This is a genomic window from Streptomyces aurantiogriseus (genome assembly GCF_014649375.1).
Taxonomy (GTDB): Bacteria; Actinomycetota; Actinomycetes; order Streptomycetales; family Streptomycetaceae; genus Streptomyces; species Streptomyces aurantiogriseus.
The window spans coordinates 33,172-50,998 of record NZ_BMSX01000007.1 but is presented as its reverse complement, the minus strand read 5'-3'; the positions used below and the strand labels follow the sequence as shown (position 1 = coordinate 50,998).

The 17,827-nt window shown below is 73.9% G+C and carries 11 protein-coding genes; 8 read left to right on the top strand and 3 right to left on the bottom strand.

Annotation, left to right across the window (positions count from 1 at the left end; genetic code table 11):
• Window positions 1–3: 3 nt before the first annotated feature.
• From IE263_RS16640 to IE263_RS16610, 7 genes are all read left to right on the top strand, one after another.
• Window positions 4–300: a YlxR family protein gene (locus IE263_RS16640; protein ID WP_189937112.1), complete on the top strand. Its 297-nt coding sequence runs from the start codon at window positions 4–6 to the stop codon at window positions 298–300.
• A gap of 147 nt (window positions 301–447) precedes the next feature.
• A complete protein-coding gene (gene infB, locus IE263_RS16635; RefSeq protein WP_189937111.1) occupies window positions 448–3,555 on the top strand; it encodes a translation initiation factor IF-2 in 3,108 nt (1,035 codons plus the stop codon).
• 283 nt (window positions 3,556–3,838) lie between these two features.
• Window positions 3,839–4,132, top strand: coding sequence for a DUF503 domain-containing protein (locus IE263_RS16630; protein WP_189937109.1), 294 nt, complete (start codon window positions 3,839–3,841; stop codon window positions 4,130–4,132).
• Between the two features lie 44 nt (window positions 4,133–4,176).
• Window positions 4,177–4,626 (top strand): 30S ribosome-binding factor RbfA, encoded by a 450-nt coding sequence (rbfA, locus tag IE263_RS16625; protein ID WP_189937107.1) that lies wholly within the window; start codon window positions 4,177–4,179, stop codon window positions 4,624–4,626.
• On the top strand, window positions 4,623–5,528 hold the full coding sequence (truB, locus tag IE263_RS16620; RefSeq protein WP_189937105.1) for a tRNA pseudouridine(55) synthase TruB: 906 nt from the start codon (window positions 4,623–4,625) through the stop codon (window positions 5,526–5,528). Before rbfA ends, truB begins: the two co-directional genes overlap by 4 nt.
• Window positions 5,529–5,776: 248 nt before the next feature.
• Window positions 5,777–9,277 (top strand): trypsin-like peptidase domain-containing protein, encoded by a 3,501-nt coding sequence (locus tag IE263_RS16615; protein WP_189937103.1) that lies wholly within the window; start codon window positions 5,777–5,779, stop codon window positions 9,275–9,277.
• A 166-nt stretch (window positions 9,278–9,443) separates the two neighbouring features.
• Window positions 9,444–10,391 (top strand): bifunctional riboflavin kinase/FAD synthetase, encoded by a 948-nt coding sequence (locus IE263_RS16610; RefSeq protein WP_189937101.1) that lies wholly within the window; start codon window positions 9,444–9,446, stop codon window positions 10,389–10,391.
• Between the two features lie 70 nt (window positions 10,392–10,461).
• Here the strand turns inward: IE263_RS16610 and IE263_RS16605 are convergent, their stop codons facing one another.
• The 3 genes from IE263_RS16605 to eccE all read right to left on the bottom strand — a co-directional run bounded on the left by IE263_RS16605 (window position 10,462) and on the right by eccE (window position 16,096).
• A complete protein-coding gene (locus IE263_RS16605) occupies window positions 10,462–13,716 on the bottom strand; it encodes an SCO5717 family growth-regulating ATPase (RefSeq protein WP_268256034.1) in 3,255 nt (1,084 codons plus the stop codon).
• A 290-nt stretch (window positions 13,717–14,006) separates the two neighbouring features.
• A complete protein-coding gene (locus tag IE263_RS16600; RefSeq protein WP_373311994.1) occupies window positions 14,007–14,774 on the bottom strand; it encodes a hypothetical protein in 768 nt (255 codons plus the stop codon).
• Window positions 14,775–14,779: 5 nt separating this feature from the next.
• Window positions 14,780–16,096 carry a type VII secretion protein EccE gene (gene eccE, locus IE263_RS16595; protein WP_189937097.1) on the bottom strand — a complete coding sequence of 439 codons (1,317 nt, stop codon included), beginning with the start codon at window positions 16,094–16,096 and terminating at the stop codon, window positions 14,780–14,782.
• A gap of 197 nt (window positions 16,097–16,293) precedes the next feature.
• On the opposite strand from eccE, the gene eccB reads away from it, so the two are divergent.
• Window positions 16,294–17,820 (top strand): type VII secretion protein EccB, encoded by a 1,527-nt coding sequence (gene eccB, locus IE263_RS16590; RefSeq protein WP_189937095.1) that lies wholly within the window; start codon window positions 16,294–16,296, stop codon window positions 17,818–17,820.
• Window positions 17,821–17,827 lie beyond the last annotated feature (7 nt).

Sequence of the window (17,827 nt, the reverse complement as noted above, 5' to 3'; positions counted from 1 at the left end):
GCTGTGTCTGGCCGGACGCACACCCGAACATGCCCTGAACGCACCTGTGTGGGGTGCCGGGAGCGGGCGGCCAAGACAGAGCTGCTGCGCATCGTGGCGATCAAGGACGCATGCGTCCCCGATCCTCGCGGTACGCTGCCCGGCCGGGGTGCGTACGTGCACCCCACCCAGGTCTGTCTCGACCAGGCGGTACGCCGCCGGGCGTTCACGCGGGCGTTGCGCGCCCCGGGAGCGCTCGACACAAAGGCGTTGCGTCAGTACGTCGAGCAGATGACAGTTGCCGAGCAGGCAACACCGTAAGAAGCGTCGCGCGGAACGTCCGCGCGGCTCAGGTACCCCGCGAGTTGGAAGTAGGTCGAGATTGCGATGAGCACTCGATGAGCACGCGATGAGTACGCCCATGAAGTAGCGACGGTCCGGACGCAACCCGGACCTAAAAGGAGCGAAGTGGCTAAGGTCCGGGTATACGAACTCGCCAAGGAGTTCGGTGTGGAGAGCAAGGTCGTCATGGCCAAGCTCCAGGAACTCGGTGAATTCGTCCGTTCGGCGTCTTCGACCATCGAAGCGCCCGTCGTCCGCAAACTGACTGACGCCTTCCAGGGTGGTGGCAGCGGCAAGTCCGCCAAGCCCGCCCCGCGCAAGGCTGCCCCCAAGCCCGCCGCGCCCTCCCCGGCGCAGGCGGCTCGTCCGGGTCCGGCTGCTCCGCGGCCGGCTGCCCCCAAGCCTCCGGCGGCTCAGCAGCCCGCGGCCCCCGCGGCTCCGGCCGCCTCGTCGGCTCCGTCGGCCCCCGCGCCGTCGGCTCCCGGCCCGCGTCCGGGCCCCCGGCCCGCGCCGCGCCCGGCACCGGCCGCCCCGGAGTTCACCGCTCCGCCGTCGGCCCCGGCCGCCCCGGCTCAGCCCGGCCCGCGTCCGGCCGCCCAGGGCCCGCGCCCCGGCGCTCCCCGGCCCGGTGGCCGTCCCGCGCCCGGTCAGGGTCAGCAGGATCGTGGTCAGGGCTCGCGTCCGGCCGCCGCACAGGGCCCGCGTCCCGGTGGCGCCGGTGCGCAGCGTCCGGGTGCCCGTCCGGCCGGTCCGCGCCCGGGCAACAACCCCTTCACCTCCGGCGGCAACGCCGGTATGGCCCGTCCGCAGGCCCCGCGGCCGCAGGGCGGCCCGCGTCCCGGTGGTCCCGGTGGCGCTCCCGGCGCTGGTCCCCGTCCCCAGGCCCCCGGCGGCCAGGGCGGCGGTCCGCGTCCGCAGGCTCCGGGCGGTTCGCGTCCGTCGCCGGCCGGCATGCCCCGCCCGCAGGGCGGCGCTCCGCGTCCCGGTGGCGGCCCCGGCGGTCCGCGCCCGAACCCCGGCATGATGCCGCAGCGTCCGGCTGCCGGCCCGCGTCCCGGCGGCGGCGGCCCCGGCGGCCGCGGTCCCGGTGGCGGCGGTCGTCCCGGTGGCGGCGGTCGTCCGGGCGGTGGCGGCGGCTTCGCCGGTCGTCCTGGTGGCGGTGGCGGCGGCTTCGCCGGTCGTCCCGGCGGTCCCGGTGGCGGTGGCGGTGGCGGCGGCTTCGCCGGCCGTCCCGGTGGTCCGGGCGGTGGCGGCGGTGGCCGTCCCGGCTTCGGTGGCCGTCCCGGCGGTCCCGGTGGCCGTGGTGGCACGCAGGGCGCCTTCGGTCGTCCGGGTGGTCCCGCGCGTCGTGGCCGCAAGTCGAAGCGGCAGAGGCGCCAGGAGTACGAGGCCATGCAGGCCCCGTCGGTCGGCGGCGTGATGCTGCCTCGCGGCAACGGCGAGACCATTCGCCTGTCGCGCGGTGCGTCGCTCACCGACTTCGCGGAGAAGATCAACGCCAACCCGGCGTCGCTCGTCGCGGTCATGATGAACCTCGGCGAGATGGTCACCGCGACCCAGTCCGTCTCCGACGAGACCCTCCAGCTCCTCGCGGGCGAGATGAACTACGAGGTTCAGATCGTCAGCCCGGAGGAGGAGGACCGCGAGCTGCTCGAGTCCTTCGACATCGAGTTCGGCGAGGACGAGGGCGACGAGGAGGACCTGGTGGTCCGCCCGCCGGTCGTCACCGTCATGGGTCACGTCGACCACGGTAAGACCCGACTGCTCGACGCCATCCGCAAGACGAACGTCATCGCGGGCGAGGCCGGCGGCATCACCCAGCACATCGGTGCCTACCAGGTCGCGACCGAGGTCAACGACGAAGAGCGCAAGATCACCTTCATCGACACCCCGGGTCACGAGGCGTTCACCGCTATGCGTGCGCGTGGTGCGAAGTCGACCGACATCGCGATCCTGGTCGTCGCGGCCAACGACGGCGTCATGCCGCAGACGGTCGAGGCGCTCAACCACGCCAAGGCGGCCGACGTCCCGATCGTGGTCGCGGTCAACAAGATCGACGTCGAGGGTGCCGACCCGACCAAGGTGCGCGGTCAGCTGACCGAGTACGGCCTGGTGGCCGAGGAGTACGGCGGCGACACCATGTTCGTCGACATCTCCGCCAAGCAGGGTCTGCACATCGACTCGCTGCTGGAGGCCGTGATCCTCACGGCCGACGCCTCGCTCGACCTGCGGGCCAACCCGAACCAGGACGCGCAGGGCATCTCGATCGAGTCCCGTCTCGACCGCGGCCGCGGTGCCGTGGCGACGGTCCTCGTCCAGCGAGGCACGCTGCGGGTCGGCGACACGATGGTCGTGGGCGACGCCTACGGTCGTGTGCGCGCCATGCTCGACGACAACGGCAACAACGTGGCCGAGGCCGGCCCGTCGACGCCGGTCCAGGTCCTCGGCCTGACCAACGTCCCGGGCGCGGGCGACAACTTCCTCGTCGTCGACGAGGACCGTACGGCCCGCCAGATCGCCGAGAAGCGTGCGGCCCGCGAGCGCAACGCGGCCTTCGCGAAGCGCACGCGCAGGTTCTCCCTGGAGAACCTGGACGCGGCTCTGAAGGCCGGCGAGGTCCAGCAGCTGAACCTGATCATCAAGGGTGACGCTTCTGGTTCCGTCGAGGCCCTCGAGTCCTCCCTGCTCCAGCTGGACGTCGGCGAAGAGGTCGACATCCGCGTCCTGCACCGCGGCGTCGGTGCGGTCACGGAGTCCGACATCGACCTGGCGATGGGCTCGGACGCGATCGTCATCGGCTTCAACGTGCGTGCCGCTGGCCGTGCGCAGCAGATGGCGGAGCGCGAGGGTGTGGACGTTCGCTACTACTCGGTCATCTACCAGGCGATCGAGGAGATCGAGGCGGCCCTGAAGGGCATGCTGAAGCCGGAGTACGAGGAGCACGAGCTCGGTACGGCGGAGATCCGCGAGGTCTTCAAGTCGTCCAAGCTGGGCAACATCGCCGGTGTCCTCATCCGCTCGGGCGAGGTCAAGCGCAACACCAAGGCCCGGCTCATCCGCGACGGCAAGGTGGTCGCGGAGAACCTCAACATCGAGGGCCTGCGTCGCTTCAAGGACGACGTCACCGAGATCCGCGAAGGGTTCGAGGGCGGTATCAACCTCGGCAACTTCAACGACATCAAGGTCGACGACGTCATCGCGACGTACGAGATGCGGGAGAAGCCGCGGGTGTGACCCACGGTTCGCGCCGGCCGGCGGAAGCACCTTCCGCCGGCCGGCGCGCCGGTGTTTCCTGGGGGCTCGCTGTCCCCAGCCCCCTTCTTCGACCCTGAGTCCCCGTGGGGGTCGGGGCGGAGCCCCGGGTGGGCGGCCTCTCAGCCGACCGCGTCGGGCGGTGGGTGGGCGGGCGAAAACCCCGTCGAGCCACCGCAGGTATCGTTGTACCGTTCTTGATGCCCTGTCCCACACGGCTGACAGGGCCATCGATCCCGTACCGGCGGGTGAACCGGCTACACACATGTACGTGGGGACTCTGTCCTTCGACCTCCTCCTCGGCGACATACGGTCGCTGAAGGAGAAGCGCTCCGTCGTCCGCCCCATCGTCGCCGAGCTCCAGCGCAAGTACGCGGTGAGCGCGGCCGAGGTGGACCACCAGAACCTCCACCGCCGGGCCACGATAGGCCTGGCCTTGGTCTCGGGTGACGCGGAGCACCTGACCGACGTACTGGACCGGTGCGAACGGCTGGTCGCCGGCCGCCCCGAAGTGGAGCTGCTGTCGGTCAGACGCCGCTTCCACGGCGAAGACGACTGACCAGACCAGAGAACGCAAGAGAAGAAAGAACGGGAGACGGACCAGTGGCCGACAACGCGCGCGCCAAGAGGCTGGCGGACCTCATCCGAGAGGTGGTGGCCCAGAAGCTGCAGCGAGGGATCAAGGACCCGCGGCTCGGCTCCCACGTCACCATCACGGACACCCGCGTCACGGGTGACCTCAGGGAGGCGACCGTCTTCTACACGGTGTACGGGGACGACGAGGACCGCAAGGCCGCGGCCGCCGGTCTGGAGAGCGCCAAGGGCATCCTGCGCTCGGAGGTCGGTCGCGCGGCCGGCGTGAAGTTCACGCCGACGCTGGCCTTCGTCGCCGACGCCCTCCCGGACAACGCCCGCACCATCGACGACCTCCTCGACAAGGCGCGCCAAGCCGACGAGAAGGTGCGCGAGGCGTCCGCGGGCGCCGCGTACGCCGCCGGCGCCGACCCGTACCGCAAGCCCGGTGACGACGAGACGGACGACACTGCCGAATGAACCGGAAGCACACCGCGCCCGACGGCCTCGTCATCGTCGACAAGCCGTCGGGCTTCACTTCGCACGACGTCGTGGCCAAGATGCGGGGGATCGCCAGGACCCGCCGCGTCGGCCACGCCGGCACGCTCGACCCGATGGCGACGGGCGTCCTCGTCCTCGGCGTGGAGAAGGCGACCAAGCTCCTCGGGCACCTCGCCCTCACCGAGAAGGAGTACCTGGGGACCGTCCGCCTCGGCCAGACGACCCTCACGGACGACGCCGAGGGCGAGATCACGGCCTCCACGGACGCCTCCAAGGTCACCCGGGACGCCATCGACGCCGGCATCGCCAAGCTGACCGGCGACATCATGCAGGTCCCGTCCAAGGTCAGCGCCATCAAGATCGACGGCGTGCGCTCGTACAAGCGGGCCCGTGAGGGCGAGGACTTCGAGATCCCGGCCCGTCCGGTCACCGTCTCGTCCTTCACGGTGTACGACGTCCGGGACGCCGTCGCCGAGGACGGCACCCCCGTCCTGGACCTGATCGTCTCGGTGGTCTGCTCCTCCGGCACCTACATCCGTGCCCTCGCCCGCGACCTGGGCGCCGGCCTCGGCGTCGGCGGCCACCTCACCGCGCTGCGCCGCACCCGCGTCGGCCCGTACAAGCTGGACTCCGCCCGCACCCTCGCCCAGCTCCAGGAGGAGCTGACGGTGATGCCGATCGCGGAGGCCGCCGCGGCCGCGTTCCCGCGCTGGGACGTGGACGCCAAGCGGGCCCGGCTGCTCACCAACGGCGTGCGGCTGGAGATGCCCGACGAGTACGCCGCCGCCGGCCCGGTGGCCGTCTTCGACCCCGAGGGCCGTTTCCTGGCGCTGGTCGAGGAGCAGAAGGGCAAGGCGAAGAGCCTGGCCGTCCTCGGCTGAACGCCGCCGGATTGCCCGTGGAGCGGCGAGCACGGGGCCCTGCTCCGCCGCCGCTCCACGGTCCCCCCTCGGTTCCCCCACCCCTAGGGTGTATCCAACGCTCCCCGTTCATTCACCCGTGCGGGCAGGCGCTCGGAGTGAACCCGGGGAGTGCAGGGGGGCGCGTTCGTCCAGCGATCTGTCCCGCTGATCATCCCCCGCCTACCGTCGCACAAGAGAGCAGGTGGGCGCGGCGGGGAGGTACGACGATGGCGGCACGGGGCCCGCGAACCGGCGGTGGCCGCCACACGGCGCCGCGCGACTCCCGGCAGCCACGGCACGGCACCGGGTCCGCGCAGGACGACGCACGGCCGGCGGACATCCCCGCACGCCCCGCTCACCCCGCCCCGCAGGACCCCGACGGCTCCCTCGTCCGCATTCACGACCTCGTGGGCCGCCCGCGCGGCACCGGCTTCCTGGCCGACCGCCACGGCACGGTCGTCACCAGCCACGAGGCCGTCGACGGCCTCCCCCGCCTCGTCCTGTACGACGCCGACGACCACGGCTGTGTCGTGACCGCCGACGCGGTCACCCCGCTGCCGGAGCTGGACCTGGCCCTCGTCCGCACGGAGGGCCTGGTCGGAGACCCCCTGCCCATCACCGTCCGGGACCACGTCGAGACCGGCACGTACGTCCGGCTGGCCGCGGGCTGCTGGCGCGAGGCACGGGTGCTGGCCGAGACACCCGTGACGTACGCGGGCACCCACCGCTTCCACCTCCTCGACGGCGCCCTGGAGCTGGCGATCGGCACCGCGGGCCGGGACGCGCTGCGGCTCGGCGGGGGCGCGGCCGGCGGCCCGGTGCTCGACGCCGCGACCGGCGCCGTCGTCGCCGTCCTGGGCACCGCCCTGCACTCCGGCCGGGACGCCGGCTTCGCTGTCCCGCTGCGCCCCGGCCCGGCCGACGGCCCCCTCGCCGAGCTCCTCGCCCGCAACGCGGCGACGGTCCCCGCGTACGGCGCCGACCTCAATCCGGCCGGCGCCCTGGAACTCACCGCCGCCTCGGTCGGCTCGGACGGCCCGCCCGGCGACTCGTGCGGCATGCCGGTCGAACGCGCCGTACCGGCAAGGGAGTTCGCCGCCTTCGCCGCGGGCCCGGCGGCCGTGCTCGGCCTCGTCGGCGCCCCGGGCAGCGGCCGTACGACGGAACTCACCGCGCTGGCCGCCCGCCGTGGCCGTGGCCCGGAGCCGGCGCCCACGCTGTGGCTGCGCGGCGCCGACCTGAGGGAGGAGGACGACTCGGTCGCCGACGCGGCCCGCAGGGCGCTGGCGCGCGCGGCCCGGGTCGTGGCCGCGTCCCGCCCCGGCCCGGCCGGCCTCGACGACCTCACCCCTGAGCGACTCGCCCACGTCGCCCACGCCGCCGGCCGCCCCTTGCTGCTCCTCCTCGACGGCCCCGAGGAGATGCCCCCGGCCCTGGCCCGTCTTCTCCCCGAGTGGACCCGGGGGACGGCCAGGTGGCTGCGGGAGACGGGCACGCGGCTGGTGGTGGCCTGCCGGGACGAGTACTGGGAGCAGGCGGGCGCGCACTTCCCGGCGGAGACGCTGTACGGCCGTACGGTCCGGACGCTGCCGCCCTGCGTCCCCCTCGGCGATCTCACCCCGGACGAGGCCCGCGAGGCCCGCGCCCGCCACGGCATTCCGGACACCGCCCTCGACCCCGGAGACGCCCGCCACCCCCTCACCCTCCGCCTCTACGCGGAGGTCCGCGCCGCACTGCCCGACGCTCCCGGCACCCCGGTCGGCCGCGACGAGGTCCTCGCCGCCCACCTGGACCTGATGTGCCTGCGCATCGCGGTACGGCTGGCCGCGGAGAACGGCCTGCGCGGCAACGCCGTACGACGGCTCGCGGCGAAGGTGTCCGGACAGGTCCACGAGGCCGCCCGGCGCAGCCTCGGGCCCGGACAGGGGGAGCTGGACCGGGCGTCGTTCGAGGCGGTGTTCCCGTGGGGGGCCGCCCCGGCCCGGCTCGGCGGCGGCACCGGCTGGGCGTCGGCCGTCCTCGCCGAGGGGCTCCTGGTGCCGGCGGGCGGCGGCTACCGGTTCGCCCACGAGGAGCTCGCCGACTGGATCCAGGGCGTCCACCTCGATCTGGACGAGGCCCTGCGCGCCCTGGTCCACCACCGCCACAGCCCGGACGGCGCCCGTCCGCTGCCCGTCCCGCATCACCGCATCGGGCCCGTCGTCCAGGCTCTGCTGCTCGTCGCCCGCCAGCAGGGCACCCGCCAACTCGCCGACAGATTGAGCGAGTTGGCCGATGCCCTGGAGGCCGACCCGGACTCGTGGTGGGCCGCCCGTCTGCTCGCCGCGACCGTGCTGCGCGTCCCGGACGCCACGCCGTACCTCGGTGTCCTGCGGCTGCTGGCCGACCGGATCGTGGAGTGGGGGAGCCGGCCGGAGCGGTCCGCCGAGTTCGCGCCCGGCTTCTGGACCGCCCTCCCACTGCCGACGGAGACCCGCCTGGACCTCCTGCGCCGTCTGGTGCTCGCCGACGCGGCCCCGCGCACGGCGGACGAACCCCGCTACCTCGACGCCGTCGCCGGCCTCCTCGCCGCCGACCCCACCGCCGTACAGCCGCTGCTGACCCGCTGGTTCGACGACGAGCGGCCGTTGCCCGCGACGCCGCACGCCACCGTGGCGACGGCCGCGCAGGCGCTGCTGCACACGAATCGGCACCGGGGCCTGGACGATCTGACGGAGGTCCTCGTCGAGTGCGCGCACCCGAGGGCCGACGAGCTGCTCGGCGTCCTGGCGGAGGAGGAACCGTCCGCGCTGTGCCGGGCCGTGGACCGGTGGGCGCACGACGAGCGGCCGGCCCGGCGGGCCGCGGCGGTGGCGTACGGACTGCGCGCCGCGCCCCAGGTCCGGACCCCCGCCGACCGCGAGCTGCTGCGGTACGCGGCCCTCGCGCTGCTGGCCCGCCCCGCCGACCGCCCCCTGCACGGCGGCGCGCTCGCCCTCCTCGTAGGAGACCCGCAGACCCGCCCCCGGCACCTCCCGCAGGCGCTGGAGCGGTTCGCGGCGGGCGATCCGCAGCTGCCGCCGAGTGCCCTGCTCGCCGCCCTGACCACCCATCCGGAGCCGGTACTGGACGCCTTCCGGACCCGGCTGCGCGGCCCGGACGTGGGCGGTGTGCTGCGTGCGCTCGCCGATGTCACCACGCCCGCCCTGGCCCGCCTAATCGTGGCCCTCGTCCGGGAGGCGGTGGAGCGGCGCCCGGAGACCGCCGAGGACCTGGCCGTGTACGTCGACCGGCGCCTCGACCAGGGGCTTACCGCGCGTGCCGTTCTGTTCCCGCTGGTCACCGGGCTGCTGGGCGACGGGCCCGGGCCGGTGCGGGCCGCCCTGGCCGCCGTCCTCGCCGCTCCCGGCACCCTCATCTCCCGTCCCCTCCGCCGCGAACTCCTGGAGTTCCTTCTGACGCACGAGGACGACCCCGCCGTCCTGGACGCCGTCCTGCACGCGGCCGCTCAACGCAGCGGGGACGACCTGCGCGACCTCGTCCACCGCACCGGCCTCCTCCTCGTGCGCACCCCGGAGGGCGCGGCCCGCTTCGACCGCGGCCTGGTCGACCTGGGCCGCCACGTCCCCGGCTTCGCCGCGCAGGTGGCGGGCTGGCTCACGGACGCGCCGGGGGAGTGGGCGGCGGTGGTCGGCCCGAGCGCCCGCCGCATGATCGAGAGCCTGACGGGCGGCCGGGTGCCCGCCTGATCCGCGGGTACGGGGAGGGCGGTCGCGTGGGCCGGGTCACAGCCCCCATGCCGATGCGGGGCGGGGACATCCGGCATGGCACCCTTAGAGCTGCGTAAGCGGTCAACGGAACACGAAGAACGAAGCAACCGAAGTAACACGGACACGGGTTCGAGGAGCGGTCACAGTGCAGCGCTGGCGTGGCTTGGAGGACATCCCCCAGGACTGGGGGCGCAGCGTCGTCACCATCGGCTCTTACGACGGGGTGCACCGCGGCCACCAGCTGATCATCCGGCACGCCGTGGATCGCGCCCGCGAGCTGGGCGTGCCCTCCGTCGTCGTCACCTTCGACCCGCACCCCAGCGAGGTCGTCCGCCCGGGCAGCCACCCGCCGCTGCTCGCCCCGCACCATCGCCGCGCCGAACTGATGGCCGAGCTGGGCGTGGACGCGGTCCTGATCCTCCCCTTCACGACGGAGTTCTCGAAGCTGTCCCCGGCCGACTTCGTGGTGAAGGTCCTGGTCGACAAGCTGCACGCCAAGGCGGTCGTCGAGGGCCCGAACTTCCGCTTCGGCCACAGGGCCGCGGGGGACGTGGAGTTCCTCGCCGAGCAGGGCAAGATCTACGACTTCGAGGTCGAGGTCGTCGACCTGTACGTGCGGGGTGAGGCGGGCGGCGGCGAGCCGTTCTCGTCGACCCTGACCCGGCGCCTGGTCGCCGAGGGCGATGTCCAGGGCGCCGCGGAGATCCTCGGCCGCCCGCACCGCGTCGAGGGCGTGGTGGTGCGCGGCGCCCAGCGCGGCCGTGAACTCGGCTTCCCGACGGCCAACGTGGAGACGCTTCCGCACACCGCGATCCCCTCCGACGGTGTCTACGCCGGCTGGCTGCACGCGGGCGGCGAGGCGATGCCGGCCGCGATCTCCGTCGGCACGAACCCGCAGTTCGACGGCACCGAGCGCACGGTCGAGGCGTACGCCATCGACCGCGTCGGTCTCGACCTGTACGGCCTCCATGTCGCCGTCGACTTCCTGGCGTTCGTCCGCGGCCAGGCGAAGTTCGAGTCGCTGGAGGGGCTGCTGGAGCAGATGGCGCAGGACGTGAAGCGCTGCCGGGAGCTGGTGGCTGCGGCGGAGTAGCCGTATCCGACCGGGGAACGCCGAAGGGCGGCCGGTGTCTTCGGACACCGGCCGCCCTTTCGTTGTGCGGCTACTGCTGGGGGGGCGGGGGAGGGGGCGGGGTCTGGCCCTCGGCGCCCTGCGGCTGCTGCGGGTAGCCCGCGGGAGGATAGCCGGGCTGCGGCTGCTGCGGGTAGGGCTGACCGGGCTGGGCCTGCTGCGGGAACGGCTGGCCGGGCTGCGGCATCTGCGGTTGTCCCTGCGGGGGGTAGGGCTGGCCGGGCTGCGGTTGTCCCTGCTGGGGGTAGGGCTGGCCGGGCTGGGGCTGTCCCTGCGGGGGGTATGGCGGTCCCGGCTGGGGCTGTCCCTGCGGGGGATACGGCTGCCCCGGCTGCGGATACGGCTGTCCCGCTTGCTGCGGGTAGGGCTGACCCGGGAACGGCTGGCCGGGCAGGGGCGGGGCGGCGACCGGCGGCGGGTTGCCGTCGTTGGTCCACAGGCCGTGCATCTGCTGGTGCCGGATGAAGTCCTCCGCGACCATCGCCGCGAGGTTGAAGTACGCCTCCCGCACCTTCGGCCGCATCATGTCGAGATCGACCTCGGCGCCGGCGGCCAGGTGTTCGTCGAAGGGCACGACGACCACGCCACGGCACCGGGTCTCGAAGTGCGCGACGATGTCCTCGACCTTGATCATCTTGCCGGTCTCGCGGACACCCGAGATGACCGTGAGGGACCGCGAGACCAGCTCGGCGTACCCGTGCGCGGACAGCCAGTCCAGCGTCGTACTGGCACTGCTCGCGCCGTCGACCGACGGCGTCGAGATGATGATGAGCTGGTCGGCGAGGTCGAGCACCCCGCGCATGGCGCTGTAGAGCAGACCCGTACCCGAGTCGGTCAGGATGATCGGGTACTGGTTGCCGAGCACGTCGATGGCGCGCCGGTAGTCCTCGTCGTTGAAGGTCGTCGAGACGGCCGGGTCGACGTCGTTGGCGATGATCTCCAGGCCGGAGGGAGCCTGGGAGGTGAACCGCCGGATGTCCATGTACGAGTTGAGGTACGGGATCGCCTGGACGAGGTCACGGATGGTGGCCCCGGTCTCGCGGCGCACCCGGCGGCCGAGGGTGCCGGCGTCCGGGTTGGCGTCGATCGCGAGGATCTTGTCCTGCCGCTCGGTCGCGAGCGTGGAGCCGAGCGCGGTGGTGGTGGTCGTCTTGCCGACGCCGCCCTTGAGGCTGATGACGGCGATCCGGTAGCAGGACAGCACGGGCGTGCGGATCAGCTCCAGCTTCCGCTGCCGCTCGGCCTCCTCCTTCTTCCCGCCCAGCTTGAACCGGCCGCCGCCGGCCGCCGGGCGGCTGCTCTTCGCCTTCTGCTTCTTGTTGTTGAGCAGCCGGTCGGAGGACAGCTCCACGGCCGCGGTGTAACCCAGCGGTGCGGCACCGGGGTTGACCGGCTGCCGATGGTCGTGCTGGATCGGCTGCGGCCAGGCGGCGCCGGCGCGGGGGTCAGCGGGGGGCTGGGCAGCCTGCGGGGCCTGGCCGTCGGCCTGCTGGGGGATGCCGGGGTGCGCCTGGGGCGCTTGCGGCGCCGGGGGCTGCGGGAAGCCGTAACCGCCGGGTGCGGTGGGGCCGGTGCCCGACTGGGGAGCCGAGGGGGCGGGCGCCGCCGGGGCGTCGGGGGCGGCAGGGGGAGCCGCCGGCGGGGTGGGGCCCGGCTGCGGGAAGCCGTAGCCGCCCGGGGTGGCGGGGGGCGTCGGCGCCGGGGCGGCGGGCTGGGGGAAGCCGTAACCGGCCGGGGTGTTGGGCGCCGGGGGCTGGGGGAAGCCGTAGCCGGGCTGAGCGTTGGGGGCGGCAGGCGGCTGCGAGGCCGGGGGCTGGTGTGCGGCCGGTGCGGGGGCCGGGGCGTTGGGCGCAGGGGGCTGGGGGAAGCCGTAGCCGGCCTGCTGCGGGGCCGGTGCGGGGGGCGGCTGGTTCCAGGAGGGCGGGGCGGGCGGCTGCTGAGCCGCCGCGGCCGCCGCGGGGTCCGTCTGCTGCGGCTGGGCCGGCCACTGGCCCGCCGGTGCGGGTGCGGCGGGCTGGTAGGACGGCGGCAGCGGCGGCAGCCCGTTCTGCGGGACCGGCGGGGGAGTCCAGGCGGGCGGGGCCGGGGGAACGGCGCTCTGCGGCTGGGCATCCGGCGCGGCATCCGCCGATTCGGCCGTCGGTACCTCGCCCGACGGCTCGTCGCCGGCGGAGTCACCCTCCGGAACGGCGTTTTCCGCGCCGGGAACAGCATTCTGGGGCTCTTCGCCCCCCGCGTCCCCGGACACGGCCTCCTCGGCCCCGGAGAGTTCGGCGTCCGCGCCGTCGGCGTCGCCCGTCTCGCTCCCGGTCTCCGCGGACACGACGGACTCACTCACACCGTCGGCCCCGGCGGACGCGCCCTCGACGTCGCCGTCACCCGCGTCGGCCGTACCGCCCGCATCCGCGTCGGCATCCGACGGGGCGTCAGCGGCCGCACCCGCGTCGACTGCGCTTTCCCCGTCAGAGGTGCCGTCCCCGTCGGACTCGGCAGCCTGCGCCGAGACCTCGTCGGTGGCCTGGGGCGACCCGTCCTCGGCCTCCCCGCCGGCTTCGGCGGTCGCGGCCTGCGCCGCAGCGGCCTGCTCGGCGATCTGCCGCTTGAGGGCGACCGGCGAGAAGCGCATGGTGGCACCGCTCTCCAGGTCCCCGTCCCCGGAGCCGCCCTCCTCCTCGGCGGCCGGGGGCGTCACGGAAGCAGGCGTCGGCGCCTGCTGCGGCTCGAACCCACCGTCCACCGGCAACCCGGGCACAGCTACCGGCCCGCCGGTGGCAGTCGCGGGCTGCGCGGGAGTCGCGGGCTGCTGCGCGGGAGGCGCAGGCGGCGCGGGAGGCGCAGGCGGGGTGAAAGACGCCCCCTGAGCGGGAGCCGCAGGAGCGGGAGCCGTAGGGGCAGGAGCAGGAGGTGTGGACGGTGCCCCGGGCCCCGGCGCCACCGGCGGTGTGAACGGCGCCCCGTGCGCCCCGTTCGCATGGGCGGGCGGAGCAACCCCCGGAACGGGACCGCCGACAGGGAAGCCGCCCGCCGGCGCAGGGGGCGCATGCGGGGCCGCCGAGGGCCCGGAGGAGCGAGGATCCTGACCCGAACCGTCCCCCGAGGGCGCCCCCGAGCCCGAGCCCGAAGCGTCCCCCGAGCCCGACCCCCCAGCCGCGTTCTGCGTGTACCAAGCAGGCGGCGCGTAGTCGATGGTGAACTCGCCCGTCGTCTCGATGGCGGACTCCGCGTCGGGCTGGTCATCGCCGGGTGTCGCCCAGCCCCCGCGCATCCCGTCCCGATCGCTGCTCACAGTTCCTCCTGGTGTGGTCGAGCACCCTCATGCCGTGCCGGGGCGACCATTTCTCGTCGTACGAAGTGGTTTTGAGGCCGTCCGAGGTCGTCCGACGTGCCGGCCCTGGCCGGAGACATCGACACCCACCCCACGGTTTCCGGCATCGCGCCCCGCACCAGCCTAATCGTCAGGCGCCCCAGCCGGGCAGGCCCGCCCACCCCTCGGCACCAGTCCATCACGCCGGCCACTCCACTCGGCAAACCGGCCATAACGTCCCAAGTGCCGTACAAAGACAGGGAAAAGCTCCCTCAGTCCATCCGCCTAGGCGTACCCAGCAGCCCGATCTCCGCATCCGTCGGCTGCGTCATCACATACTGCCGGTCACGGTCGGCGCACCACAGCGTGAAACCGTCGGCCAGCGTGGGCAGGGCCTCCACGTCCCCCCGGGGCAGCGTCAGCGCACGGCCCAACTCCGCGGCCTCGTCCGGCGAGATCCGCTGCACGCCGACCAGCCGGGCCTGCCGGAGCAGCCGCGGAGCGACCGGGCTGAGATACGGCAGCAGCGTCAGCACAGCCTGCCAGGGCCCGGAGGCGACCCGTCCGCGCGGCGGGCGCATACCGCAGTCCCGCACCACCAGCACGGGCGTACCCGCCGAGGCGCCCTGCGGGGGCACCCGGCCGACGTCGTACACCGCCAGGCCGTTCTGCCCGCCGCCCATGGCGTGGACCATCTGCACCCACGCCTGCGGCCGCCCTGTCTCCACGGCCACGCGCGCGCCGGTCGCCGCCGCTCTCAGTGCGAGAACCTGCGCGGTCCACAGACCGCCGATGAGGACGACGTCGTACGGCGTGGGCCGGTTGAGGCCCAGTACGGCGGGCCGTCCCTCGGCGTCGACACCGATGACGACACCGTCGTCCCCGATGGGCAGCGCGAGCCCGGACAACTGGTCCAGGGACACCGAGTGGCGGGCGTGCCGCGGACCGAGCAGACCGAAGCCGCTGCGCAGCGACCGGCCGCCCCGCCGGCCCGTGGAGGGCTCCGGCTCGCCGGGAGCGGAGGCCGCCCGTGTCGTCATCGCCGTCACCGAACACCTCCGAGGGGCAGAGTGGCCAGGATGCCGGGCACCTGTTCCCGGTCGAGGCGGGCGAGTCCCGCACCGGTGTGCCGGGCCGCGCCCTGCACCGCGCGCCGGGCCGCCACGAGTTCGTCGTCACTGCGCCCCGTCACCCGGATGTGCGCGGAGAGCGACACCTCCTGCCGGTCACCGCGGGCGAGGGTGACACTGAAGGTCGTGGCGAGCGCCGGGACCGCCGTGACCAGGGCGATGAACTGCGGCAGCGAGGGGGCGTTGCGGCTGCCCAACGAGGGCCAGCGGCGCAGCCAGTACGTCGTGTGCCGGCGGTTGTCGCAGCGCCAGCTCCGGCCGGTCTCCTCGGTCCGCCGGTCCACCGCCCCGGTGCGTCCGGCCTCCGCCGTCACCAGCGGGTTGGCGCAGACCGACGTGGCGATGGCGGCCGTCAGCTGCTCCTCGTCGAGGACGGTCGCCCGATACCCGGCCCCGGTCAGGCGGCTCGCGAGATGGTCGGCCGCCCGCACCACACACTTCTGCGCTCCGACCAGACCGCCGCCGCGCACCGCCACGGCCTCCGGACACAGCTCCGGATCCAGCTTCAGCGCGATCCATGTGATGCGCACGGCCGGTGCGCCGGTCTGCTCCTGCAGGGGCGCGTAGTTGGACACGGCCACGGACTGCGGGGGCAGATGCAGCGCGGGCGCGGGCTGGGTGTGCAGCACGACCTGTGCGGACTCCAGACGGATGCCGTCCACGTCGAGCGCGTCATGCACCAGGGCGAGCGGCAGGGGCTGCCGGTTGCGCTCGGCCCGCAGCGCGGTCGCGTCCGCCTCCACCTGCAGAACGGCGGTGACGAACGTGCCGTCCCCGACGATGCCGACGGGCCGCCGGTCACGGCCGCCGTACGTGTACGTCCGCAGGCTCGGATCGCACTCCAGGGCCGGTTGGAAGCCCGGTTCGGTGCCGGACGGTATCTCCAGCTTCTCGGCCAGCCGGCGCCGGGCCTTCAACGCCCGCGCCGTGGCCAGCCATTCCGGAAGGGAGCGGCCGCGACGGCGGGCGACGGAGAGCACCACCAGCACGACGGCGACGACGCCCGCCACCGCCAGGGCCACCGGGTCGATCACCCAGCCGATGAGCAGGACGGCCGCCGCGATCTCCCACAGGACGAGGCGTTGCAGCCGGAATGCCCCGCCCTGCCCCGAACGCGCCTTCGGATGGAGCGCGCCCGACGCCGCAGGCTGCTGCGACGCTTCCGGCCGGGGCGCCGAGGAGCCCCGCGTCCGCGATCGGCCACCGGAGCGTTCGCGTGTTCCCGAAGCCATCACTCCATCCCCCCGTTCTGCTCACGACTCGCCCGCATTTCAGCACCGCACAGGGCACTTGACGGCCCAGGAACCCTACCCGCTCCCCAAGCCCCCGCGGATACCAGGCATAGTAGGGGGCCGCTCTGACATCGAGGGCGGGGGACCGTGGCCCCGCGGGTGCGGCCAGGACGGAAAACGGGGAGAGACAGAGACAGATGGCATCCCGGCGCGATCAGCTCAATGCCTACACCTTCGCGAAGCGCCGTATGCTCGCGGCCTTCCTGCAGTCGTCGCCCGACGGTTCGGAGGAGGGAGCGCCGCGACCGCTGCGCGCGATCCTGCCCGGCATCATCGTCGGCGTGATCGTCATGGCGGTCTTCGGGGCCTGGGGCATGTTCAAACCCACCGCGCCGAAGGGCTGGGACGAACCCAACGCCAAGGTGATCATCGCCAGCAAGTCGACCACGCGCTACGTCGTCCTGAAGACCGACGGCGAGGTCCAGCTCCATCCCGTCCTCAACATGGCGTCCGCGAAGCTGCTCCTCGAGGCCGGGAAGGGCGACGTCGTGACCGTCGCCGAGTCCGTCCTCGACAACGGCAAGATCCCGCACGGCGTCACCATCGGCATCCCGTACGCACCCGACCGTCTCCCCTCGGCGGACGAAGCCGGCACCGCCAAGCGCTGGGTGGTCTGCGAGCGCCCGAGCGCGGGCGGCGGCGACTCCGTCCAGAAGGCCGCGCTGGTCCTCTCCTCCCGCGACATGAAGGCGACCGACGGCAAGGGCCGCCTCAGCGGCGGCCAGCTGCTCTACGTGGCGGACCCGGACGGCAAGCGCTACGTCGTGGACGCGGGCGGCACGGCGTACCCCATCGACAAGAGCGACGAGCTGCTGCTGCGTGCCGTGGTCGGCTCGGGCCGGCAGCCCCAGCGGGTGTCCCCGGAATGGCTGGCGACCCTGCACCAGGGCGACCCGATCACCTTCCCGGACATCACCGCGCAGCCGGGCGACGCGGCCGGCGCCCCGGGCCAGCTGGACGAGGCGACCAACAAGGTCGGCATGGTGCTCAAGGCGTTGGACAACAACGCGGACCAGTACTACGTGGTGCTGCCCGGACGGGTCGCCCCCGTCTCCGCCTTCGTCGCCCAACTCCTGCTGTTCAGCGAGGAACTGGCCCCGCTCGGCCAGGCCGGTCAGGCCCGTGAGGTCAGCCCCGGCGCGATCGTGCCGGGCAAGGCGTTCGGCACCGAGCACCGTTGGCCGACCGGGGACCCGGCCCCCGTCAACGAGGCGTCGGCGGCCGCGGGGAGCCGCAGCACGATCTGCAACGTCCTGCGTGGAGTGGACGCCGACTCGGGCGCCACCACCCTGAGCACCTGGGCGGGCACGGACTTCCCGGAGAAGCTGCCCGCCGGTTCCTCCAGCGCCTATGTCACGCCGGGCTCCGGCCAGCTCTACCGCCAGTTCCAGGGTGAGGCCACGAAGACCGGCCCGGTGTTCCTGGTCACCGACACGGGCCTGCGCTACGTCCTGCAGTCCAACGGCGACAGCGCCACGGACGACGCGGGCATCGGCACCACCGCCCAGCAGCGCGAGCAGCAGCAGCGGGAGGCCCAGCAGGCCCAGACACTGCTGGGCTACAAGGACGTGGACCCGGCGCCGATCCCCGCCGCCTGGTCGGAGTTCCTGCCCACCGGCCCACGTCTGTCGACGGCGGCGGCCCGCCAGCCGCAGGGCTCGTGAGGAGGAG